The organism is Streptomyces sp. AC555_RSS877, from assembly GCF_019049245.1.
Classification (GTDB): Bacteria; Actinomycetota; Actinomycetes; order Streptomycetales; family Streptomycetaceae; genus Streptomyces.
This window is the reverse complement of sequence record NZ_JAGMUK010000059.1, coordinates 52,905-74,947: the sequence shown is the minus strand read 5'-3', so window position 1 is coordinate 74,947 and position 22,043 is coordinate 52,905. Positions and strand designations below refer to the sequence as shown.

At 70.3% G+C, this 22,043-nt stretch carries 22 protein-coding genes and 1 pseudogene; 12 read left to right on the top strand and 11 right to left on the bottom strand.

Annotated elements, in window-relative coordinates:
* Window positions 1-15: 15 nt before the first annotated feature.
* The 4 genes from KUM49_RS25865 (at window position 16) to KUM49_RS25850 (ending at window position 3,445) form a co-directional block, all read left to right on the top strand.
* Complete coding sequence (locus KUM49_RS25865) at window positions 16-930, top strand: F0F1 ATP synthase subunit gamma (RefSeq protein WP_217239348.1); 915 nt, start codon at window positions 16-18, stop codon at window positions 928-930.
* Window positions 930-2,366: a F0F1 ATP synthase subunit beta gene (atpD, locus tag KUM49_RS25860; RefSeq protein ID WP_217239347.1), complete on the top strand. Its 1,437-nt coding sequence runs from the start codon at window positions 930-932 to the stop codon at window positions 2,364-2,366. The genes KUM49_RS25865 and atpD overlap by 1 nt, the downstream gene beginning before the upstream one ends.
* Window positions 2,367-2,481: 115 nt before the next feature.
* Entirely contained in the window at window positions 2,482-2,856 is a 375-nt protein-coding gene (locus KUM49_RS25855) for a F0F1 ATP synthase subunit epsilon (RefSeq protein WP_217239346.1), read from the top strand.
* A gap of 142 nt (window positions 2,857-2,998) precedes the next feature.
* On the top strand, window positions 2,999-3,445 hold the full coding sequence (locus KUM49_RS25850; protein ID WP_217239345.1) for a DUF2550 domain-containing protein: 447 nt from the start codon (window positions 2,999-3,001) through the stop codon (window positions 3,443-3,445).
* A gap of 74 nt (window positions 3,446-3,519) precedes the next feature.
* Here KUM49_RS25850 and KUM49_RS25845 read toward each other — a convergent pair whose 3' ends face one another.
* From KUM49_RS25845 to KUM49_RS25835, 3 genes are all read right to left on the bottom strand, one after another.
* Window positions 3,520-5,340 carry a glycoside hydrolase family 18 chitinase gene (locus tag KUM49_RS25845; RefSeq protein ID WP_217239344.1) on the bottom strand — a complete coding sequence of 607 codons (1,821 nt, stop codon included), beginning with the start codon at window positions 5,338-5,340 and terminating at the stop codon, window positions 3,520-3,522.
* A 115-nt stretch (window positions 5,341-5,455) separates the two neighbouring features.
* Window positions 5,456-6,106, bottom strand: coding sequence for a response regulator transcription factor (locus KUM49_RS25840; RefSeq protein WP_217239343.1), 651 nt, complete (start codon window positions 6,104-6,106; stop codon window positions 5,456-5,458).
* Window positions 6,103-7,260, bottom strand: a complete 1,158-nt coding sequence (locus tag KUM49_RS25835; protein WP_217239342.1) for a sensor histidine kinase — start codon at window positions 7,258-7,260, stop codon at window positions 6,103-6,105. Before KUM49_RS25835 ends, KUM49_RS25840 begins: the two co-directional genes overlap by 4 nt.
* Window positions 7,261-7,411: 151 nt before the next feature.
* Here KUM49_RS25835 and KUM49_RS25830 point away from each other — a divergent pair, with 151 nt between their 5' ends.
* Both KUM49_RS25830 and KUM49_RS25825 read left to right on the top strand, forming a co-directional pair.
* The gene (locus KUM49_RS25830) at window positions 7,412-7,996 is read left to right on the top strand and encodes a hypothetical protein (RefSeq protein WP_217239341.1); all 585 of its coding nucleotides are present in this window, start codon (window positions 7,412-7,414) and stop codon (window positions 7,994-7,996) included.
* Window positions 7,996-8,205, top strand: coding sequence for a DUF5708 family protein (locus tag KUM49_RS25825; RefSeq protein ID WP_374200201.1), 210 nt, complete (start codon window positions 7,996-7,998; stop codon window positions 8,203-8,205). The genes KUM49_RS25830 and KUM49_RS25825 overlap by 1 nt, the downstream gene beginning before the upstream one ends.
* Window positions 8,206-8,207: 2 nt before the next feature.
* On the opposite strand, the gene KUM49_RS25820 is transcribed toward KUM49_RS25825, so the two are convergent.
* On the bottom strand, window positions 8,208-8,780 hold the full coding sequence (locus KUM49_RS25820; RefSeq protein WP_217239340.1) for a cob(I)yrinic acid a,c-diamide adenosyltransferase: 573 nt from the start codon (window positions 8,778-8,780) through the stop codon (window positions 8,208-8,210).
* A 251-nt stretch (window positions 8,781-9,031) separates the two neighbouring features.
* On the opposite strand from KUM49_RS25820, the pseudogene KUM49_RS48610 reads away from it, so the two are divergent.
* From KUM49_RS48610 to KUM49_RS25805, 4 genes and pseudogenes are all read left to right on the top strand, one after another.
* Window positions 9,032-9,321 (top strand): annotated as a pseudogene (locus tag KUM49_RS48610) (TetR/AcrR family transcriptional regulator); the annotation flags it as partial.
* A gap of 149 nt (window positions 9,322-9,470) precedes the next feature.
* Window positions 9,471-10,319 (top strand): 3-hydroxyacyl-CoA dehydrogenase family protein, encoded by an 849-nt coding sequence (locus tag KUM49_RS25815; protein WP_217239339.1) that lies wholly within the window; start codon window positions 9,471-9,473, stop codon window positions 10,317-10,319.
* Window positions 10,320-10,481: 162 nt separating this feature from the next.
* On the top strand, window positions 10,482-10,805 hold the full coding sequence (locus KUM49_RS25810; protein WP_053753244.1) for an STAS domain-containing protein: 324 nt from the start codon (window positions 10,482-10,484) through the stop codon (window positions 10,803-10,805).
* A 255-nt stretch (window positions 10,806-11,060) separates the two neighbouring features.
* Complete coding sequence (locus KUM49_RS25805) at window positions 11,061-13,652, top strand: ATP-binding protein (RefSeq protein WP_217239338.1); 2,592 nt, start codon at window positions 11,061-11,063, stop codon at window positions 13,650-13,652.
* Window positions 13,653-13,735: 83 nt separating this feature from the next.
* Here KUM49_RS25805 and nucS read toward each other — a convergent pair whose 3' ends face one another.
* Window positions 13,736-14,407 (bottom strand): endonuclease NucS, encoded by a 672-nt coding sequence (gene nucS / locus KUM49_RS25800; protein WP_217239337.1) that lies wholly within the window; start codon window positions 14,405-14,407, stop codon window positions 13,736-13,738.
* Window positions 14,408-14,707: 300 nt separating this feature from the next.
* On the opposite strand from nucS, the gene KUM49_RS25795 reads away from it, so the two are divergent.
* Window positions 14,708-15,100 carry an SCO5389 family protein gene (locus tag KUM49_RS25795; protein ID WP_217239336.1) on the top strand — a complete coding sequence of 131 codons (393 nt, stop codon included), beginning with the start codon at window positions 14,708-14,710 and terminating at the stop codon, window positions 15,098-15,100.
* Between the two features lie 83 nt (window positions 15,101-15,183).
* Here the strand turns inward: KUM49_RS25795 and KUM49_RS25790 are convergent, their stop codons facing one another.
* Window positions 15,184-16,212: an LLM class flavin-dependent oxidoreductase gene (locus KUM49_RS25790; protein ID WP_217239335.1), complete on the bottom strand. Its 1,029-nt coding sequence runs from the start codon at window positions 16,210-16,212 to the stop codon at window positions 15,184-15,186.
* A 220-nt stretch (window positions 16,213-16,432) separates the two neighbouring features.
* Here KUM49_RS25790 and KUM49_RS25785 point away from each other — a divergent pair, with 220 nt between their 5' ends.
* Entirely contained in the window at window positions 16,433-16,774 is a 342-nt protein-coding gene (locus KUM49_RS25785) for an ATP/GTP-binding protein (RefSeq protein WP_217239334.1), read from the top strand.
* Window positions 16,775-16,795: 21 nt separating this feature from the next.
* Here KUM49_RS25785 and KUM49_RS25780 read toward each other — a convergent pair whose 3' ends face one another.
* From KUM49_RS25780 to KUM49_RS25760, 5 genes are all read right to left on the bottom strand, one after another.
* Window positions 16,796-17,665 (bottom strand): ABC transporter permease subunit, encoded by an 870-nt coding sequence (locus KUM49_RS25780; protein ID WP_217239333.1) that lies wholly within the window; start codon window positions 17,663-17,665, stop codon window positions 16,796-16,798.
* Window positions 17,662-18,933 carry an ABC transporter ATP-binding protein gene (locus KUM49_RS25775; RefSeq protein WP_217239332.1) on the bottom strand — a complete coding sequence of 424 codons (1,272 nt, stop codon included), beginning with the start codon at window positions 18,931-18,933 and terminating at the stop codon, window positions 17,662-17,664. Before KUM49_RS25775 ends, KUM49_RS25780 begins: the two co-directional genes overlap by 4 nt.
* 132 nt (window positions 18,934-19,065) lie before the next feature.
* A complete protein-coding gene (locus KUM49_RS25770; RefSeq protein ID WP_217239331.1) occupies window positions 19,066-19,836 on the bottom strand; it encodes an ABC transporter permease in 771 nt (256 codons plus the stop codon).
* A gap of 2 nt (window positions 19,837-19,838) precedes the next feature.
* Window positions 19,839-20,792 (bottom strand): ABC transporter ATP-binding protein, encoded by a 954-nt coding sequence (locus KUM49_RS25765; RefSeq protein WP_217239330.1) that lies wholly within the window; start codon window positions 20,790-20,792, stop codon window positions 19,839-19,841.
* 160 nt (window positions 20,793-20,952) lie between these two features.
* The gene (locus KUM49_RS25760) at window positions 20,953-21,888 is read right to left on the bottom strand and encodes a cellulose-binding protein (protein ID WP_217239329.1); all 936 of its coding nucleotides are present in this window, start codon (window positions 21,886-21,888) and stop codon (window positions 20,953-20,955) included.
* Window positions 21,889-22,043 lie beyond the last annotated feature (155 nt).

Below are 22,043 nucleotides of genomic sequence, written 5' to 3'. Positions count from 1 at the left end.
GAAGGGACCTGACTCATGGGAGCCCAGCTCCGGGTCTACAAGCGTCGCATCCGATCCGTCACCGCGACCAAGAAGATCACCAAGGCGATGGAGATGATCGCCGCCTCGCGCGTCGTCAAGGCGCAGCGCAAGGTGGCGGCCTCCACGCCGTACGCGACCGAGCTCACCCGCGCGGTCACGGCGGTCGGCACCGGTTCGAACACCAAGCACCCGCTGACGACGGAGGCGGAGACGGCGAGCCGTTCCGCGGTGCTGCTCCTCACGAGCGACCGCGGACTGGCCGGCGCCTTCAACTCCAACGCCATCAAGGCGGCGGAGCTGCTGACCGCCCGTCTCGAGGCCGAGGGCAAGGAGGTCGACACGTACATCGTCGGCCGCCGCGGTCTGGCCCACTACAACTTCCGCGAGCGCAAGGTCGCGGAGTCGTGGTCGGGTTTCACCGACCAGCCCACCTACGCGGACGCGAAGAAGGTCGCGGGTCCGCTGATCGAGGCCATCGAGAAGGACACGGCCGAGGGCGGCGTGGACGAACTCCACATCGTCTACACCGAGTTCGTCTCGATGATGACGCAGACCGCGATCGACAGCCGATTGCTGCCGCTGCGCCTCGAAGAGGTCGCGGAGGAAGCGCCCCAGGGCGAGATCCTTCCGCTGTACGACTTCGAGCCGTCGGCGGAGGACGTCCTCGACGCCCTTCTGCCGCGGTACGTCGAAAGCCGTATCTACAACGCGCTGCTCCAGTCGGCCGCCTCCAAGCACGCCGCCACGCGCCGCGCGATGAAGTCGGCCACCGACAACGCGGGAGACCTGATCACCACGCTCTCCCGACTTGCCAACGCGGCCCGCCAGGCCGAAATCACCCAGGAAATCAGCGAGATCGTCGGTGGCTCCGCAGCCTTGGCCGACGCGTCCGCGGGGAGTGACAGGTAATGACGACGACAGTTGAGACGGCCGTTGCCACGGGCCGCGTCGCCCGGGTCATCGGCCCGGTCGTCGACGTGGAGTTCCCCGTCGACGCGATGCCGGAGATCTACAACGCTCTGCACGTCGAGGTGGCCGACCCGGCCCAGGACGGCGAGAAGAAGACGCTGACCCTGGAGGTCGCCCAGCACCTGGGTGACGGCCTGGTCCGCACGATCTCGATGCAGCCCACCGACGGTCTGGTCCGCCAGGCCCCGGTCACCGACACCGGCAACGGCATCACCGTTCCGGTCGGCGACTTCACCAAGGGCAAGGTGTTCAACACCCTCGGTGAGGTGCTGAACGTCGACGAGCAGTACGAGGGCGAGCGCTGGTCCATCCACCGCAAGGCCCCGCGCTTCGACGAGCTCGAGTCGAAGACCGAGATGTTCGAGACCGGCGTCAAGGTCATCGACCTTCTCACCCCGTACGTCAAGGGTGGAAAGATCGGTCTGTTCGGCGGTGCCGGCGTCGGCAAGACGGTGCTCATCCAGGAGATGATCTACCGCGTCGCCAACAACCACGACGGTGTCTCCGTGTTCGCCGGTGTCGGCGAGCGCACCCGTGAGGGCAACGACCTCATCGAGGAGATGTCGGAGTCCGGCGTCATCGACAAGACCGCCCTGGTCTTCGGTCAGATGGACGAGCCCCCGGGCACCCGTCTGCGCGTGGCCCTGGCCGGTCTGACCATGGCGGAGTACTTCCGCGATGTGCAGAAGCAGGACGTGCTGTTCTTCATCGACAACATCTTCCGCTTCACCCAGGCCGGTTCCGAGGTCTCGACCCTGCTCGGCCGGATGCCCTCCGCGGTGGGTTACCAGCCGAACCTGGCCGACGAGATGGGTCTCCTCCAGGAGCGCATCACCTCGACCCGTGGTCACTCGATCACCTCGATGCAGGCGATCTACGTCCCCGCGGACGACCTGACCGACCCGGCCCCGGCCACCACCTTCGCCCACCTCGACGCGACGACGGTTCTGTCCCGTCCGATCTCCGAGAAGGGCATCTACCCGGCCGTGGACCCGCTGGACTCCACGTCCCGCATCCTGGACCCCCGCTACATCGCGGCGGACCACTACGCGGCCGCGATGCGCGTCAAGTCGGTCCTTCAGAAGTACAAGGACCTGCAGGACATCATCGCGATCCTCGGTATCGACGAGCTGGGCGAGGAGGACAAGCTCACCGTCCACCGCGCCCGTCGTGTGGAGCGCTTCCTGTCCCAGAACACCCACGTCGCCAAGCAGTTCACCGGCGTCGACGGGTCGGACGTCCCGCTGGACGAGTCGATCGCGGCCTTCAACTCGATCATCGACGGCGAGTACGACCACTTCCCGGAGCAGGCGTTCTTCCTGTGCGGTGGTATCGAGGACCTGAAGAAGAACGCGAAGGACCTGGGCGTCTCCTGACCCGGAGCGCTGAGTTCGTCTGAGGGGGCGGGCGCGTCCCGCCCCCTCTCGCACGCCTACTAGACTTGTAACCAACACCCGGCAGACCCGCCGGGTGGTGACCCGAGGAGCCACCTTGGCTGCTGAGCTGCACGTCGCGCTGGTCGCGGCCGACCGAGAGGTCTGGTCCGGCGAGGCCACCCTGGTCGTCGCGCGCACCACGTCCGGCGACATCGGCGTCATGCCCGGTCACCAGCCGCTGCTCGGTGTGCTGGAGTCGGGCCCGGTGACCATCCGTACGAGTGACGGTGGAACGGTCGTCGCCGCGGTGCACGGCGGTTTCATCTCGTTCGCCGACAACAAACTGTCGCTGCTGGCCGAGATCGCCGAGCTGTCGGACGAGATCGACGTCCAGAGCGCGGAGCGCGAGCTCGAGCGCGCGAAGGCGGAGGGCGACGCCCACGCCGAGCGTCGCGCGGACGTTCGACTGCGTGCGGCGGCGGCGCGCTGACCCCAGCGCGGATGCGATGACGTCACTCAGCCGCGGCCGGCACCGGAGCAATCCGGAGCCGACCGCGGCTGAGGCAGATACGGATGATTTTTCCGTTCCGTTACCTATTTCGGGTACTTAGGAGACGAGGAGGTCGGTGTCGATGGTCCTCGCTCTGACTGTGTGCGGAATCGTCGTGGTCCTGGTGGCACTGGGGCTGTTCGTCTTCGGCCTGCGTCGCAGGCTCATCCAGCGCTCCGGCGGCACCTTCGACTGTTCCCTGCGCTGGGACGTCTCCGAGAAGCCGGACACCAGCGGCAAGGGCTGGAGCTACGGCGTCGCCCGCTACAACGGCGACCGCGTCGAGTGGTACCGCGTCTTCTCCTACGCCTACCGTCCGCGCCGCGTCCTGGAACGCTCCCTGATCGAGGTGGCCGGCCGCCGCCTTCCCGAGGGCGAGGAGGAGCTGGCGCTGCTCTCCGACGCGATCATCCTGACCTGTCTGCACCGGGGCACGCGACTCGAGCTCGCCATGAGCGAGGACGCGCTGACCGGTTTCCTCGCGTGGCTGGAGGCAGCCCCGCCCGGACAGCGAGTGAATGTGGCGTAGCCGCATTCACTCGCTGGGTGGGGGTCCCCCCGGACGAGGTCTGGGGGAGCGTCAACGTCGCCTGGCGAACTTTTTTACGACAGCCCGCTGTTGATGGCGCTCACCAGCTCGCCATTGCCGGTGTCACCGCTGAACTCCCAGAAGAACGCGCCGCCCAGGCCCTGGTTCTTGGCCCAGGTCATCTTCCCGGCGATCGTCGCGGGCGTGTCGTAGGACCACCAGTTGGTGCCGCAGTGCGCGTACGCCGTGCCCGCGATGGTTCCGGTGACCGGGCAGGACGTCTTGAGCACCTTGTAGTCCTCGATGCCCGCCTCGTAGGTGCCGGGTGCCGCGCCGGTCGCCGTGCCGCCGGGGGCGGACTGGGTGACGCCGGTCCAGCCGCGGCCGTAGAAGCCGATGCCGAGCAGGAGCTTGGCGGACGGCACGCCCTTCGTCTTCAGCTTGGCGATCGCGTCGGCGGAGTTGAAGCCCGCGGCCGGGATGCCGGGGTACGAGGTGAGGGGCGAGTGCGGGGCGGTCGGGCCGTCCTTGTCGAAGGCGCCGAAGTAGTCGTACGTCATCACGTTGTACCAGTCGAGGTACTGGGCGGCGCCTCCGTAGTCGGCCGCGTCGATCTTGCCGCCGGAGGAACCGTCGGCGGTGATGGCGGCGGTGACGAGGTAGTTCGAGCCGAACGAGGAGCGCAGGCCCTGCATCAGGTTCCTGAAGGCCGCGGGTCCCGAGGTGTCGCAGGTCAGACCGCAGGCGTTCGGGTACTCCCAGTCGATGTCGATGCCGTCGAACACGTCGGCCCAGCGCGGGTCCTCGACGACGGCCTTGCAGGAGGCGGCGAAGGCGGCCGGGTTGGCCGCGGCCTGGGCGAAGCCGCCGGAGTAGGTCCAGCCGCCGAAGGAGTACAGCACCTTGATGTGCGGGTACTTGGCCTTGAGCTGGCGGAGCTGGTTGAAGTTGCCGCGCAGCGGCTGGTCCCAGGTGTCGGCGGTGCCGCTGACGGACTGGTCGGCGGTGTAGGCCTTGTCGTAGGCGGCGTAGGTGTCGTCGACGACGCACTTGCCGTCCTTGACGTTGCCGAAGGCGTAGTTGATGTGGGTGATCTTCGCGGCCGAGCCCGAGGTCACCAGGTTCTTGACGTGGTAGTTGCGGCCGTAGACGCCCCACTCGGTGAAGTAGCCGAGCTTGACCTTGGAGCCGGGGGGCGGGTCGGTGGTGCCGCCGGTGGTGCGCACGGCGACCGCGCCGCTGACCGGGCCGGTCTGGTCGGCGGTGTCGCGGGCCTGGACGGAGTACGAGTAGGCGGTGCCGGCGGTGAGGCCGGTGTTCGTGTACGAGGTCGTCGTCACGGTGGCGATCTTCGCACCGTCGCGCAGGACGTCGTAGCTCTTGACGCCCTTGTCGTCGGTGGCCGCGCTCCAGGTCAGTTTCACCGAGGTGTTGGTGATGCCGGAGGCGGTGGGGGTGCCGGGGGCGGAGGGCGGAGCGTCGCCGGGGACGGTGGTGCCGTCACAGCTGCCGCCGTTGAGCTTGCAGCCCGCGGGGGAGCCGGTGCCGGTGCCGTTGAAGCCGAAGGAGACGGAGGCGCCGGGGGCGAGGGTCCCGTTCCAGGACTTGTTCTTGGCGGTCCAGTGGGTGCCGGACGACGTGACGTCGGCGTCCCAGGCGGAGGTGACGGACGTCCCGGAGGGGAAGTCCCACTCGACGGTCCAGGAGCTGAGGGAGGTGGTGCCGGTGTTCTTCACCGTCCACTTGCCCTCGAAACCGGTGCCCCAGTCGGAGGCCTTGGTGTAGGTGGCGGTGGCGGACGCCGCGGCCTGGGCGGGGCTCGCGAGGCCGACCAGGCCGGCGAAGGGGAGCATCAGTGTCGCGAACGCTGCCGCGGCTCTGTGTCTGAAGCGCATGCTGCGCCTCCTCGGGGGTTGGGGGCGCGACTGAGCCTTCACGCCCACGGTGCCGCGAGAATAGAAAGGTCTGGACCATCGGTCAAGAGGTCTGGACCAGTAAGGTGCTGGTCGGTCAGATCCCCAACTCCTGTGCCAGCACGGCTGCTTGGACCCGGCTGCGCAGCTCCAGCTTCCCCAGCAGTCGGCTGACGTGCGTCTTCACCGTGGCCTCGGCCATGTCGAGGCGGTCCGCGATGCCGGCGTTGGACATCCCTTCGCCGAGGCAGGACAGCACCTCGCGCTCCCGGCGGGTGAGGGAGTCGAGGATCGCCGGGTCGGCTCCGGGCGCCCGTACCGGCTTCGCCGCGAACTCGGCGATCAGGCGCCGGGTGACGGCCGGTGCGACGATGCCCTCGCCCCTGGCGACCGTGCGGACGGCTTCGATGAGGTCCTTCGCCTCCGTGTTCTTCAGCAGGAACCCGGCGGCCCCCGCCCGCAGTGCGCCGAACACGTACTCGTCGAGGTCGAAGGTGGTCAGCACCAGCACGTCGGCGAGGCCCTCCGCGACGACCTGCCGGGTCGCCGACACCCCGTCAAGACGCGGCATCTGAATGTCCATCAGCACCAGGTCGGGCCGCAGCTCGCGGGCCAGCACCACCGCCTGCTCGCCGTCCGCGGCCTCGCCGACCACCTCGATGTCGGAAGCGCTGCGCAGAATGAGGACGAGTCCGGCGCGGACGGCGGACTGGTCCTCGGCGACGAGGACCCGGACGGATCGGCTCATGCGGAGTCTCCTTCGGTGAGGGGAAGCGTGGCGCGTACGGTCCAGGACGTGCCCTCGGGCCCGGCCTCGAACGTGCCGCCCAGCAGCGCCGTCCGCTCCCGCATGCCGACCAGCCCGGCGCCCGAGCCCGGCGCGCGCGGGCCGTCCCGGTCGCCGTACGGGCTGGTGACCGCGACGTTCAGCGAGCCGTCCCGCTGGGCGAGCGTCACGGTGACGCGGCCGGGACAGGCGTGTTTGAGGGCGTTGGTCAGGGACTCCTGGACGATGCGGTACGCGGCGAGTTCGACCGGCGCCGGCAGCGAGCCGTACTCGGCGTCGAGGCTGACGTCGAGGCCGTTGGAGCGGGCGCCCTCGACCAGGGAGCCGAGTCCGTCGAGGGTGGGGGCCGCGGCCGGTTCGAGGTCGCCGCTGCTGTCGCGCAGGATGCCGATGAGCCGCCGCATCTCGGCCAGCCCTTCGACGCTGTTCTCGCGGATGACGCCGAGCGCCTCCCGGGAGGTCACCGGGTCGTTCAGGGAGAGCGCGGCCGTGGAGTGGATGGCGATCGCGGAGAGATGGCCCGCGACCAGGTCGTGCAGTTCGCGGGCCATCCGGGAGCGCTCGGCGACTACCGCCTGGGAGCGGTCCATCTCGGCGAGCAGCGCGGTCTGGTCGGCGCGCAGCCGGGCCGTGTCGGCGGCGTCGCGGTGCGAGCGGACCAGTGCGCCGGTGGCGGCCGGGGCGAAGGACACCACGCCGGTCACGAACCCGATGAGCAGCGCCTCCGGCACCCGCCACCAGGCCACGAACCCGATCGTCACGCCCACCGTGACCAGTCCCGTGGTGATGGGGAGGCGGCGGGCGGCGGCCGGGCTGCCGTACAGGGCGGCCGCGTACATCAGGTCCGTGTACATGGTCACCGTGACGATGTTGCCGCGGGTGAACTGGTCGGCGACCAGCATGACGGTCCCGAGGGACACGGCCAGCTGGGGCCTGGTCCGGCGCAGCAGCTCCAGCGCGGACATCACGGCGAGCGGTGCCAGCACCCACACTCCGGGCAGGGCCCGTCCGGGGTTGGAGTACAGGCCGAGCGCCCACACCAGCACACCGCAGAGCAGTCCGGTGACGGCGACGCACACGTCGAAGCGGTGCGGCCGGGGCAGTCGCGGGGCCATGGCCCCATCCAACACGGGCCGCGCGACGCACGCGTGCTTCCCAGGGACCGTCCGGCACTGCATCCTTCGATGTACCGCGACCTCGTCACCGCCGACGACGCCTCGCCCGGATTCCGCCGGGAGCCTGGAAGGTGACCGAAGGGAGCCAACCGTGATCGTCGCGTTGATCATCGCCTGCGAGGTCGGATTCTGGGTGCTGCTGGCGCTGGGCCTGGCCGCCCGCTATCTGCTGAGGCGGCGCCGGACGAGCGTGGTGCTGCTGCTGTGCGAGCCGGTGCTGGAGCTGGTCCTGTTCGTCGTCACGGCGATCGACCTGCGCAACGGCGCCGAACCGGGCTGGGAGCACGGCCTGGCCGCGCTCTACATCGGCTACACCGTCGCCTACGGCCACTACACGATCCGCTGGCTCGACGGCCACGCCGCCCACCGCCTGGGCGGCGCCCCGAAGCCCGTGGGCCCGCCGCGGTACGGCATGGCGCGGGCCCGGCACGAGGGCCGCCTGTGGCTGCGTACGCTCCTGGCCGCGGCCGTGGCGTGCGCCCTGCTCCAGGGGGCGGTCTGGTACGTCGGCGACTCGGGCGACATCTCGTCCCTGCGCGCCTTCCAGCAGGTCGCGCTCAGGGCGGTCGGCATCCACGGCCTGGTCGCGCTGGCCTATCTGATCTGGCCGAAGAAGGCACCGGCCGGAACCGAGCCGGAACACCGCACCAGCCTCACGAAGGAGAGTGCCCGCTGATGAGCCAGGCGATGAGCAAGGCGAGGAAGAACCTGCTGGAGGGCGCCGGCACCTTCGGGGTCGGACTGGTGCTGTGGCTGTTCACCGGGGATGTCGAGACCCCGGTCGTGACCTTGACGAAGGTCGGCGTGGTGATGATGTGCGTCGGGGCGGTGCTCGTCCTGATGGGCCTGGCCCAGACGCGGCGTCCGCCGGCCGGCGGACGCTGACGTCAGCGTTCCCCGCCGGGCACCCACAGGGCGTCGCCGACGTCCTTGTTCGCGGTCCGCGCCAGGATGAACAGCAGGTCCGACAGGCGGTTGAGGTAGGTCGCGGTGAGGGGGTTCATCACCTCGCCGTGCACCTCCATCGCCGCCCACGTGGACCGCTCGGCCCGGCGTACGACCGTGCAGGCCTGGTGGAGGAGGGCCGCGCCCGGGGTTCCCCCCGGCAGGATGAAGGACCGCAGCTTCTCCAGCCGCTCGTTGAAGCGGTCGCAGTCCGCCTCCAGCTTGTCGACGTAGAACTGCTCGACCCGCAGGGGCGGGAACTCCGGCTTCTCCACCACCGGAGTCGACAGGTCCGCGCCCACGTCGAACAGGTCGTTCTGCACCCGGGTGAGGACCTTGACGATCTCCTCGTCCAGCCCGCCCAGCGCGATCGCCGTGCCGATCACCGCGTTGGCCTCGTTGGCGTCGGCGTACGCGGTGATCCGGGCGTCGGTCTTGGCGACCCGGCTCATGTCGCCGAGGGCGGTGGTGCCCTGGTCGCCGGTCCTGGTGTAGATGCGCGTCAGATTGACCATGAGGTCAGAGTAGTTACGCACCGGACATCCGGAAGGTCCGTGTGCCCACTGTCACGGACGGTGCGGCGAGGCCGACGGCCGCCAGGACGCCGTACAGCCGGGCGTTGTCGTGTACGAGCCGACGTAAGCCTCCCGCACCGTGTCCACCGGACAGCGGCACATCGCGTCGATCGCGGGGCCGGACCGCGCCGGCGTGCGGAGCCTCATCGCCGGCGGGGGCGCGAGGCGGGGGGAGCCGGCCGCGCGGGCCGCGCGGTGAAGCCGAGGCGGTTTCGCCCCGGGTGGGCCTGATGGAGGGGTACGACCGTATCCCGCACGTCATCCCGGACGCGTCGCCCCCGCGCTCCCGGCCGCCCCTGCCCGCCTGATCGCCGGTCAGCTCGCGTGGATCCACCACACCGTCTTCGTCGCCGTCGGCCGTGAGACGGTCGGCGGGCGCAATCCGGACGAAGTGTTACGAGATAGGCTCGTGCTTCTCGACGGCATCGAGGAGCTGTTGGGCGAGAAGGTGCTCAACTACGCCGTACGAGGGGAGCGCTGAGCCGGGCCGGTGTGATGTCCGTCAGATGAGACGTGACGCGCATTACTTACCGGTCACACAGCCCCTCACCTTCGCTAGGGTCCGCCGGAGAGGCAATCGTCAACAGCCTGTAAGCGCTCGTGTGCAGTCATTCAAAGGGGAGTCGCACAGTGGCACGGAAGCTTGCCGTCATCGGCGCCGGCCTGATGGGTTCCGGTATCGCCCAGGTCTCCGCGCAGGCGGGCTGGGACGTCGTCCTGCGTGACGTCACCGACGCGGCACTCCAGCGTGGCATCGACGGCATCAAGGCCTCGTACGACAAGTTCGTGAGCAAGGGCAGGCTCGAGGCGCACGACGCCGACGCCGCCCTCGCCCGGATCACCGCGACCACCGACCTGGACGCCGTGGCCGACGCCGACATCGTCGTCGAGGCCGTATTCGAGAAGCTCGAAGTCAAGCACGAGATCTTCCGGGCCCTCGACAAGGTCGTGCGGGACGACGCCGTGCTCGCCTCCAACACCTCCGCCATTCCGATCACCAAGATCGCGGCAGTGACGGAGCGCCCGGAGCGCGTGGTCGGCACGCACTTCTTCTCGCCGGTCCCCATGATGCAGCTGTGCGAGCTGGTGCGCGGCTACAAGACGAGCGACGAAACCCTCGCCACCGCACGGGAGTTCGCCGAATCCGTCGGCAAGACCTGCATCGTCGTCAACCGTGACGTGGCCGGCTTCGTGACGACCCGTCTCATCTCGGCGCTCGTCGTCGAGGCGGCGAAGCTGTACGAGTCGGGCGTGGCCACCGCCGAGGACATCGACCTCGCCTGCAAGCTGGGCTTCGGCCACGCGATGGGGCCGCTCGCCACGGCGGACCTCACCGGCGTCGACATCCTGCTGCACGCCACCGGCAACATCTACACCGAGTCCCAGGACGAGAAGTTCGCCCCACCGGAGCTGATGCGCCGGATGGTTGACGCCGGTGACATCGGGCGCAAGAGCGGGCAGGGCTTCTACAAGCACTGATCAAGCACGGAAACCGCACAGGCCCCGGGAGCATCACCCCCCCGGGTGAATTCGGTATCGGTTCGCTTACGGACGGCAACCTCTGACCGTCCCACGCAGTCAGAGGTTGCATCACCGGCCTTTCACTTCCGCGGAGCACGAGACGACGCACGGGGAGCGCATATGTACATCAGGGGCGACCACGCCGAGCTGGTCGTCGGGGGCCGCCTCGACGTCCGCAGCGCGGCGGACGCCCGTACGGTCCTGCACACGGCCGTCGACGACGGAGTCGGCGACCTCGTGCTCGACCTGTCCGAGCTGGACTCCTGGGACGCCACCGGCCTCGGAGTGATCATGGGGGCACACCGGCGCGCCGGCCGCTGCGGCCGACGGCTCGTGCTGCGTGGCGTACCGCCGCAGATGCAGCGCCTGCTGGTCGCCACGCGACTGCATAGGATCCTCGCGATCGAGGGCGGTATCGGAGTCGAGTCGCTGCCCCGGGTGTGACCTGCGGTACAGGTGGGGCGGGGCGGCCGGGTGTTTCCGGTTGCGAAACACACGTCGTGCGCAATCCTCATGAGACTGTGACGTCTCGGACGGCGCGGGACCCCGGGCTGTCGTAGATACTGTGCAAAGGTTTAGGGTTCGGTCGCCCGCTGCCGACTACCCTCGAGCGGGCCCGGACCAGAGGCGACAGCGCGGTGTGCAACAGGCCGGGAGGGGCCGGAGCCGGCACACGACGCTTTTGGGGGGCTTGACTTTATGGACCCGAACAACCGGGAGCCCGAGGAGTACGGCCACGACGGTGACGCCCATGCGTCGAGCCGGAGGCCGCCCAGGGACTCCCTCACATCGGACTTCGGGCAGCACGCGCCCGCACTCGCCCGCACGGTGCAGCTCGTCGTGGGCGACTACCTGCTCACCGTCAATCCCGTCGACGGCAGCGAGATAGAGGCCTGCCCGCCGGGCGAGCGCCCCGGCCGTCCCGAGAAGCTCGGCGCGGCCGAACGCGCGGACGTCGCCCGCGCGGCCAGGCCACCGGTCCCGCCCGGCCCCACCCGGCCGGAGCTGCCGTTCCTGGCCCGCCAGGAGGAGCGCGAGCGACTGGTACGACTGCTCGCCCGCGGCCGCTCCGTACGCCTCACCGGCCCGGCCGGCTCCGGCCGCACCAGCCTCCTCGACATCGTCGCCGAGGACTGCGCGGACCTCGCCCCCGACGGCGTCATCCGCCTCAGCGGCTACCACCGCACGTCGAGCGACCTGTTCCACGACCTGTTCTACGCCGTCTACGACGCGCCCCTGCACCGCCCGGACCGGGACGAACTGCTCTCCTACGTCCGTGAGATCGGCGCGGTCGTCGTCCTCGACGACATCGAGTTCGGCGGCGCCGCACTGGACGAACTGCTGGACGCCACGCCCGAGTGCGCCTTCCTGGTCGCGGCCACACCCGACGTGCCCGCCCCGTCCGCCGACTCCGCCCTCGAAGAGGTCTTCCTCGGCGGACTGGAGCGCGCCGACGGCGTGGAACTCCTGGAACGCTCTGTCGGCCGCGTCCTCACGGAGGAAGAGGCCAACTGGGCCGGCGACCTCTGGTTCGAGTCCGAAGGCCTGCCGTTGCGGTTCGTCCAGGCCGGGGCGCTGCTGCGGCACCGCGACCGGCTGCGGGCCGGAGCCGGGGCCGTCGACGAGTTCGGTGTCTTCGCGGACGCCACACCGGTCGGCGCGCCTTTCGACGCACCGTTCGACGCGCCCTTCGACACCTCCACGGGCCCGTCCTCCGCCCCGGACGAGGGCGAGAACGTCCCCCTGCCCGCGCTCGGCGAGGCCGCCGCGCCCGCCCCGCTGCTCGCCACCCGGCTCAGCGACTCGGCGCGCGCCACCCTGCGGTTCGCCGTCGCGCTCGGCGGCGAGGTGCCCCACCAGGCGCACCTGCCCGCCCTCGTCGGCGACACCCACGCGGATGCCGCCCTCGGCGAGCTGGCCTCCTGCGGCCTGGTCTCCCCGGTCGGCTCCCGCTACCGCCTGGCCGCCGGCGTCCAGACGCAGCTGGAGGCCGCCGGCTACGACGACGACATCGAGGCCGGCGCCCGCACCGCCGCCCAGCACTACGCCTGGTGGGCGGGACACCCCTCGGTCACCCCCGAGCGGGTGTGCGCCGAGGCGGACGCCCTGCTCGCCGCCCTCGCTCTCCTCGTACCGGGCACGACACCGCCCGCCGAGGACGAGGAGAACGCCACCGTGCGGCTGGCCCGCACGGCGGCACCGGCGTTCGCCGCGGGCGGCCACTGGGGCGCCTGGGAGCGGGCGCTGCGCTCCGGCGCCGAGGCCGCCCGGCTCGCCGGAGACGTGTCGGAACAGGCTTACTTCCACCATGAGTTGGGCATTCTCGCGCTCTGCGGCGGACAGTTCGACCGGGCCCGTGCCGAACTGGAGGCCTCGATCGGCCTGCGCGGCGCCCTCGCCGACAAGCGCGGCACCGTCGCCGGGCGCCGGGCCCTCGCCCTGGTCGCCGACCGCTCGGGCACCGTGCCCGGCCTCGCCGCGATGGCGGGGGAGGAGGTGCCGGAGGCCCGGTACGAGGAGTCGCAGTCGCCCCCTGGCGGCGTCCCGACGGCGTTCCCGCAGCTTCAGCGGTCGGCCGACAGCTCCGCGCTGGTCACCTATCAGGCGTCGTCGCCCGCACCGGTTCCGTCAGGGGTGTCGCACAAGGCCCGGGGCGGCCTCAAGGGGCTCGCCAAGCGCAACCTCGTGGCGGCCGGCGCGGGCGCGCTGCTGGTGGCCGTGCTCGGCACGGTGGTGACGCTCGGGGCGACCTCGGAGAACGATCCCACCAGCCCGTCCGACCAGGTCGGCGTCAACCCGTCGGCCAGCCAGGGCCTGAACGACGGCAGCCTGGGCGCGGACGTGCCGAAGAACGACGACGGTTCCGGCGACACCGGTGCGGCCACCAGCCGCCCGACTGATCCGGGGCCGGACGGCACGTACGGCACCTCCGACGACCCGACGCCCACGGACCCGGCCGAGCCGTCCGACGAGCCGAGCGGGACGCAGGGGCCGAGCAGCGGTTCGTCGACCTCGCCGACGAAGCCGCCGACGACGAAGCCGCCGACCTCGCCCACGGCGCCGACGTCGCCGACGAAGCCGCCGACCACTTCCACGTCCCCGTCGACACCGCCGTCGACTTCGACGTCCCCGTCGACCCCGCCGACACCGACGAGCCCGCCGGCCTCCTCCCCGGAGACCTCGGACTCGGCCAGCGGTCCGGCCTCCTCACCGGTGGAGACCAGCAGCTCCGCCGGTGCCCCGCAGACCAGCGAGGCGGGATCGCCGAGCAGCGCGGAGTCGGTGATCTGACGCCCGTACAGGCGCGGGCACAGCGCGGAAGGGCCCGGTCCGGGGAAACGGACCGGGCCCTTCACGTCGTGGAGGAGTGAGCGTCAGAACAGCCGCAGCTTGTCGTCCTCGATGCCTCGCAGGGCGTTGTAGTCGAGGACCGTGCAGCCGATGCCGCGGTCCGTGGCGAGGACGCGGGCCTGCGGCTTGATCTCCTGGGCGGCGAAGAGGCCGCGGACCGGGGCGAGATGGGGATCGCGGTTCAACAGCTCCAGGTAGCGGGTGAGTTGCTCGACCCCGTCGATCTCGCCGCGCCGCTTGATCTCCACCGCGACCGTCTGGCCGTCCGCGTCCCGGCACAGGATGTCGACCGGGCCGATGGCCGTCATGTACTCGCGGCGGATGAGCGTGTAGCCCTCGCCGAGGGTTTCGATGCGGTCGGCGAGGAGCTCCTGGAGGTGTGCTTCCACGCCGTCCTTGATCAGGCCGGGATCCACGCCCAGCTCGTGCGAGGAGTCGTGGAGAACTTCCTCCATCGTGATGATGAGCTTCTCGCCCGCCTTGTTGATGACGGTCCAGACGCCTTCCTCCTCGCCGGAACCCTCCTTCAGCGTGCAGGGCGGCGACATCCAGTTCAGGGGCTTGTAGGCCCGGTCGTCCGCGTGAATCGAGACGCTGCCGTCCGCCTTCACCAGGATGAGACGGGGGGCGGAGGGGAGGTGGGCGGTGAGCCGGCCGGCGTAGTCGACGGAGCACCGGGCGATGACGAGACGCATGGTCGGCAACGCTACTCGACGGGCGCCAGTGCACGCGATTCGCCCTCCCGTCGCCCACCACCGCCCTCAACCGAGGCCCTGCGGGCCGCCCCTCTTGTTGTGGAACATACCTGTTCGGTTGTGGCCGATTGTGTGCCTAATGAGGTCTGTGCATGTACGCATTCTCCTGGTGCCGTCACCGTCCGTTGCTTACGGTAGTAAACGGGAGGTCGCGAGTCGTGTACACAGCGTGTTCGGTATCGCGAACCCCCCTTATCTGTCCGGCAACCCCTGTTGATCGGGGGTGCGAGAGGAGAACCCATGTCGCTCGACGTCTCACCGGCCCTACTCGATCAGGCCGAGCGAGGCGAGGTCGACGAAGCTGCCTTCGTCGACTGCGTCCGGACCTCCCTGCCCTACGCGTGGGAGATGATCAGCTCCCTGGTGGCCCAGCTGAAGGTCGACGGCGGTCAGTTCGCCGACAACCAGACGCCCCCGCCGGACGAGCAGGCACGCGGTCAGCTGCTGCGTGCGCTTGCGAGTGACGCGATACGCGGCGCGCTGCAACGGCACTTCGGCGTGCGGCTGGCGTTCCAGAACTGCCACCGGGTGGCGGTGTTCCCGTTGGACTCCTCCGTCGACGAGACGCTGGCCCGTTTCACCTCGGCGCGCAACCAGCTGCTGAACCAGTCCCCGGAGCTTCGGGACTGCTGACGCAGTGAGCTGCTGGCTTGCCGCTCCGTACGCGGGAGGTGCTTCAGTACCGGGGCGGCAAGCTCCCTGCCCGACAGGGCCGTTCAGCCGAGGTGGGGGATGACCTCGGCACCCAGCCGCCGGATATTCTCCTCGGTGGCCGCCAGGTCACCCGAGCCCTCGGTGAGCAAGGCGAACCGGGAGACGCCGGTCCGCTCGCTGGTCGCCGCGAGGCGGTCGGCGCACAGCCGCGGAGTGCCCACCGGGTGCAGTCCGCAGAGCAGTTCGGTGTAGGCCAGCGGGTCGCGCATCGAACGCTCGCGGCCGTCCACCGTGACATGGGCGCCGAGCCCCTGCCTGAGCCAGCCCGGCATCGCCTTCGTCAGCGTCTCGACCGCGTCCTGGCGCCGGTCCGCGATCTGGCAGACGCCGGCCGACACGTGCGCCGCCCCGAGGACCTGCTCCGGGGGATGCCCGGACGCGCGCGCGTGCCTGCGCCACAGCGCGACCATCTCGGCCTTCTCCTCGTCCCCGACGTGCATCCCGAGCAGCATCGCCAGCCCGCGCTCGGCGGCCAGCCGCACGCTCGCCGGGGAGGTGCACGCGACGACGACCTCCGGGCCCGCGGTCTCCGTCAGCGCCTCGGAGGGCCTGGGGACGACGGGGACCTCACGGAAGGCGAACCGCTCGCCCGAGGCGGCGACCGAGGGCTCGCGCAGCCAGCGCACCAGCAGATCGAGTGATTCCGGGAACCCCGACTCGTACGCCTCCAGGCCCGAGCCGAACACCTCCAGGTCGACCCAGGGTCCGCCGCGCCCCACGCCGAGCGAGAAACGCCCGCCGCTCGTCAGGTGCAGCAGCGCGGCCTGCTCGCCGAGTGCCACGGGGTGCGTGGTGGACAGCACGCTGACAGCGGTGCCGACCCGGATGCGGTGGGTGCGGCCGAGCAGTAACGCCGCCAGCGTGACGGCCGACGGACACGTGCCGTACGGCACGAAGTGGTGCTCGGCCAGCCAGACCGCGTCCAGCCCGGCCTCCTCGGCCACCTCGGCGGAGCGGACCGCGCGGTGCAGCGCCTCCCCCTGGCCCTGCCCCGGGAACTGGGCAGCCAACACGAAACTTCCTACGTGCATCGCTCTTCCTGCTTCCTTGGCCCCGACGCGGAGCTCCCCCACTCGGCATAACCGTCTGACACGTGCCGAGGACACGGCCTGGCGAAGAGATTTGCGGATTGTCTGCAGAATGGTCCGCCATCGAGGGGGACTTGTGGGGGTTGGTGCCGTACGCATACCCCCGTCCGTGCCGCGTAGGCTGGACGCGGCCCGCTTCCTGTATAGCCCCGTGAGGTGTCCCGTGTCCCCGCGTCGCAACCGACCCAAGGGAGCCGGTTCGTCAGGCTCGTCCGGCCGGAGCGCCGAGGACGACCGCTCCGGCCGCTACGGCGGCTTCCAGTCCGCCGAGGACTGGCGGGGCGAACAGTGGAGCGTGCGTCATGTGGCCGGGGCGAGCGCCCAGGGCAAGGCGTACCGCTGCCCGGGCTGCGAGCAGCTGATCCCGGACGGGGTCCCGCACGTCGTCGCCTGGCCCGAGCACTCGGGCGTCGACGAGCGCCGCCATTGGCACAAGGCGTGCTGGAACGCGAAGGACCGCCGCACCACGCGGGTGCAGCGGTCCCGTAACGCGCCGAGGTTCTGAGAGCCCCGTCTCCTGCGTGGCCTACACGTCCCGCCGCTCCAGCAGCGCGAAGGCGCCGGCGAACGCGGCGGCCGTGACGCCGATGGCGATCCACAGCGGGTCCCAGCCGGACGGGCCCGTCTCGGTGAGGGAGTTGGAGTAGAAGACGCTGAGCTGGTTCGGGATGGAGTACTCGAACAGGGCCTGGCGCAGGTCCTCCAGGGACGCCGAGAACATGAACAGCGCGATGACCAGCGGGGCCAGCACCAGGCCGATCATGATGGTGATCGCGCCCGCGGAGTGCCGGATGATCGAGCCGACCACCAGCGACAGCAGGCCGAGCAGCGCGATGTAGAGCGAGATGCCGACCGTGCCCTTCAGCCACTCCTGGCCGGACGGCTCCTTGGCGCCCTCCAGAATGGCGACGTCCGCCAGGGCGACCAGCAGGGCCGACACCAGCGTCACCACGAACGCGACCGAGAAGAACACGATCGCCTTCGCCGCGAGGACCCGGCCGCGCGAGGGGCACGCCACCATCGTGGTCCGGATCATGCCGGTGCCGTACTCCGAGGCCGTGGTCAGCACGCCGAGCGTGATGACGCACATGCTGCCGAGGAGCAGCCCGAAGAAGCCGAAGGACAGCGGGTTCTCGCCCGCGAGGCTCTCCTCGGCCGAGTTGGCGGCGACCAGCGCGCCGGCCGCGAGGCCGATGCCGATGACGAGCAGCACGAACACGCCGAGCGTCCACATCGTGGAGCGCACCGACCTGATCTTCGTCCACTCGGAGGCGATCGCGTGTCCGAGGTGCGTGCGCACGACGGGGATCGGCGAGGTGTACGTGGGCTGCGACGGTCCGGGCGCCGCCTGCCACGTGGGTGCGGCCTGCGGCATCTGGGGCTGCGGGGTGCTCATCGGGCGTCCTCGGGCTTGTTCAGGTCGGCGGCAGGGGCGGAGGAGGCGGGGGCGGGAGCTCCCGGGGCCGGGGCGGGGGCCGCGGGCGCGGCGGGCGGTGCGGCGGCCGGGGCCTGCGGGGCGTACGGCGCCTGCGGGGCGTACGGGTTGGGCGCACCGGCGCCGGGGCCCGGGACCGCGCCAGGAGCGCCGTACGGGCCCGCGGGTGGCCGGCCCTGCGGCATCGAGAACGGCTGCCCGCCCTGCTGGGGCGGCGGCGGTGCGTACCAGCCCGGCTGACCCTGTCCCGGCATCGGCATCGGGGGCTGCGCGCCCGGCGGCAGCTGCTGCTGGAGCCCGGCCTTCTGGTCGATGGTCGAGCGGTAGTCGACGGCGCCCTGCGTCATCCGCATGTACGCCTCCTCCAGCGAGGCCTGGTGCGGCGACAGCTCCCACAGGCGTACGTCGGTGTCGTGCGCGATGTCGCTGATGCGCGGCAGCGGCAGCCCCGTCACGCGCAGCGCGCCGTCCTGCTCCGGCATCACGTGCCCGCCCGCCTCGGTGAGCGCGGACGACAGCTTCTCGCGCAGCTGCGGGTCGGTCTCGGGCGTACGGACGCGCGCGAAGTCGGCCGAGTTGGCCGAGATGAAGTCCTTGATGTTCATGTCGGCGAGCAGCTGTCCGCGCCCGATGACGATCAGGTGGTCGGCGGTCACCGCCATCTCGCTCATCAGGTGGGACGAGACGAAGACCGTACGGCCCTCCGCCGCGAGCGCCTTCATCAGGTTGCGCACCCAGAGGATGCCCTCGGGGTCGAGGCCGTTGATCGGCTCGTCGAACAGCAGCACCTGGGGGTCGCCGAGCAGCGCGGCGGCGATGCCGAGCCGCTGGCCCATGCCGAGGGAGAAGCCCTTGGAGCGCTTCCTCGCCACGTCCTGGAGGCCGACCACGCCGAGCACCTCGTCGACCCGGCGGGCCGGGATGCCGGACAGCTGGGCCAGGCACAGCAGGTGGTTGCGGGCGGCCCGGCCGCCGTGCACCGCCTTGGCGTCGAGCAGTGCGCCGACCTGGCGGGGCGCGTTGGGCAGCTTGCGGTAGGGATAGCCGCCGATCGTCACCTGCCCCGAGGTGGGGTTGTCCAGGCCGAGGATCATGCGCATTGTCGTCGACTTGCCCGAGCCGTTGGGCCCGAGGAAGCCGGTGACGGCCCCCGGCCGCACCTGGAAGGAAAGGTTGTACACAGCGGTCTTGTCGCCGTAGCGCTTGGTCAGGCCGACTGCCTCGATCATGCTTCCGCACCCATCGCAAGGTTCAGGACAGCGGGGCACACGCCCCCCGTAAGGGTTAGGAGCTTATCGGGGCGCTGACGGTTCCGCTCAAATGAAAGCAAAGCCCAAAGCTTCGGCCCGCCCTCTCCGGCTTCAGGCGTCCCTCTTCTTGAGCAGGACGTAACCGCCGAGCAGCGCGGCGAGCACCCACAGCGCCATGATCCCGAGGCCGCCCCAGGGGCCGTACGGTGTGTCGTCGTCGATCGGGGTGACCACCTGCATGATCTTGCTGCCGGCCTGGTCGGGCAGATAGCGGCCGATCTTCTTCGTCGCGTCGACGTTGCCCAGGATGTTGGAGATCAGGAAGAAGAACGGCATCAGGACGCCCAGCGACAGCATCGGCGAGCGCAGCATCGCGGCCACGCCCATCGAGAACATCGCGATCAGGGTCATGTAGAGGCCGCCGCCGATGACCGCGCGCAGCACGCCGGAGTCGCCGATCTCCGCCCTGTGGGTGCCCAGCATCGCCTGCCCCAGGAAGAAGGCGACGAAGCTGGTGGCCATGCCGACGACGAGCGAGAGCCCGGTCGCGACCGCGATCTTGCTGAACAGGAAGGTGCCGCGCTGCGGTACGGCGGCCAGCGAGGTGCGGATCATGCCGGTGCTGTACTCGTTCGACACGACGAGCACACCGAACACGATCATCGCCAGCTGTCCGAGACTCATGCCCGCGAAGCTGATGAACGTCGGGTCGAAGGACAGCCGGTCGCCCCGGCTCATGGTGTCGAACTCGTTCTTCGACAACGCCGAGATCAGCATGCCGAGCGCGATGGTGACGACCACGGCGAGGGAGAGCGTCCACACCGTGGACGCCACCGACCGGATCTTGGTCCACTCGGACCGGACGACCTGGATCGCCGCCATGGTCAGTTCCCCTTCCAGCCGTCGCCCCACTGCGGTTGCGTCAGGGGCGTGCCGGCATGCGCGTGGTACTCGACCGACTCCGCGGTCAGCTGCATGAACGCCTCCTCCAGGGAGGCCTGCTGGGGGCTCAGCTCGTGCAGCACGATCTGGTGCTGCGCCGCGAGCTCCCCGATGGACTCGGGTTTCCAGCCGTCGACTTCCAGCGCGCCGTCGCCGGCCTGTACGGCGGTGATCCCGGCGCCGTGCAGCACGTCGAGCAGCCGCTCGCGGTGCGGGGAGCGGATGCGGACGTAGGACCGCGAGTTCCGTGCGATGAAGTCCGCCATGGAGGTGTCCGCGAGCAGCCGGCCCTGCCCGATGACGACGAGGTGGTCGGCGGTCAGCGCCATCTCGCTCATGAGATGGGAGGAGACGAAGACCGTACGGCCCTGCGCGGCCAGCGACTTCATCAGGTTGCGGATCCAGTGGATGCCCTCGGGGTCGAGGCCGTTGACGGGCTCGTCGAACATCAGGATCCGCGGGTCGCCGAGCAGCGCGCCCGCGATGCCGAGCCGCTGCCCCATGCCGAGCGAGAAGCCCTTGGCCTTCTTCCTCGCGACCGAGGTGAGGCCGACCGTGTCCAGCACCTCGTGCACCCGGCTCCTGGGGATGCCGTTGCTCTGCGCGAGACACAGCAGGTGGTTGAAGGCGCTGCGTCCGCCGTGCATGGCCTTGGCGTCGAGCAGGGCGCCGATGTACCGGAACGGGTCCTTGAGCTGCTCGTAGTGCCTGCCGTCGATACGGACGTCCCCGGCGGTCGGCCGGTCGAGCCCCAGCATCATCCGCATGGTCGTCGACTTGCCGGCGCCGTTGGGCCCGAGGAAGCCCGTCACGATGCCCGGTCTGACGGTGAAGGTCAGGTTGTTGACCGCCACCTTCTCGCCGTACCGCTTGGTCAGCCCCTCGAGCTCGATCATGCGGTCCACGCTAGGGGCGGGCCCCGGCCGATGCCAATCGTGCGGGCGGACGGATCCGGCCGGGCGGCGACAACCGTGGCAGCGGCTGTTTCGCGAAGCCCATGACGAAGGCCCGCACCCCTCGCACGGGATGCGGGCCCAGTCGTACTACGTCACACGCTTACCGGGACTGCTGAGCCGGGACACCCCGGGAGATCGGCTCGTCGTCGGCCGGCGTAGTGGCGGCGGCCACCGCGGCGCCCGTGAGCGTGGCGAGCATCTCGCGCACGTTCGTCAGCTGGGCGTTGATGGAGTCGCGGCGGTTGGTGAGGGCGGCCAGCTCGCGCTCGGACTCCGAACGGATCCGGTCGGCCTTGGCGTTGGCGTCGGCCACGATGTCCTCGGCCTGGCGCTGCGCCGTCTCGACGGTCTGACGGGCACGGCGCTCGGCGTCCGTGCGCAGCTTCTCCGCCTCCAGGCGAAGCTGCTCCGCGCGGTGCTCGATCTCCGCGAGACGCTTCTCCGCCTTCTGCTGACGCGAGGCCAGGTCGCGCTCCGACTGCTCGCGGCGCTTGGCGAGGTTCGTCTCGAAGTCGGCGGCGGCCTGCGCGGCCTTGGCGCGGGTCTCCTCGAAGAGGGCGTCGGCCTCCTCGCGCTTCGACTGCGCGTCCTTCTGGGCCTCGGAGCGCAGCTGCGAGGCTTCACTCTTGGCCTTCTCGACGATCCGGACGCCCTCGTCCTCGGCCTTGGCCTTGCGCTCCGCAGAGAACGATTCTGCGTCGTTGCGCACCTGCTGGGCCGCCGACTCGGCGAGCTCGCGGTGCTGTTCGGCCGCGCGCCGGGCCTCCTCGCGCAGATCCTTGGCCTCTTCCTCGGCGAGGCGGAGGATCTTCTCGACACGTGCGCCGAGACCGGCGTACGACGGCTCGGCGTCGCTGACCTGAGCCTGGGCGTTCTGCGTTTCGAGGTGAAGCTCCTCGATGCGCTTTTCCAGAGCAGTGATACGGGCCAGAGCGCTGTCACGGTCGGAGACGAGCTTCGAGATGCGTTCGTCCACCTGAGCGCGGTCGTATCCACGCCGCACAAGCTCGAAGCCGTAGGGGGAAGTGTCGCTCATGGGGTTCCTGTCGAATGAGACCGGTGAGGTGATAGGGGGAATCCTAGGGGCCGAAGCGGTGTGTCATCGAGCGGATGCGTGTTTGATCTGGAGAATGACACCCCTTTTGGGTGGCTAACCCGCGGACGACTTGCCAAAAACTTGGTCAAAGGCCT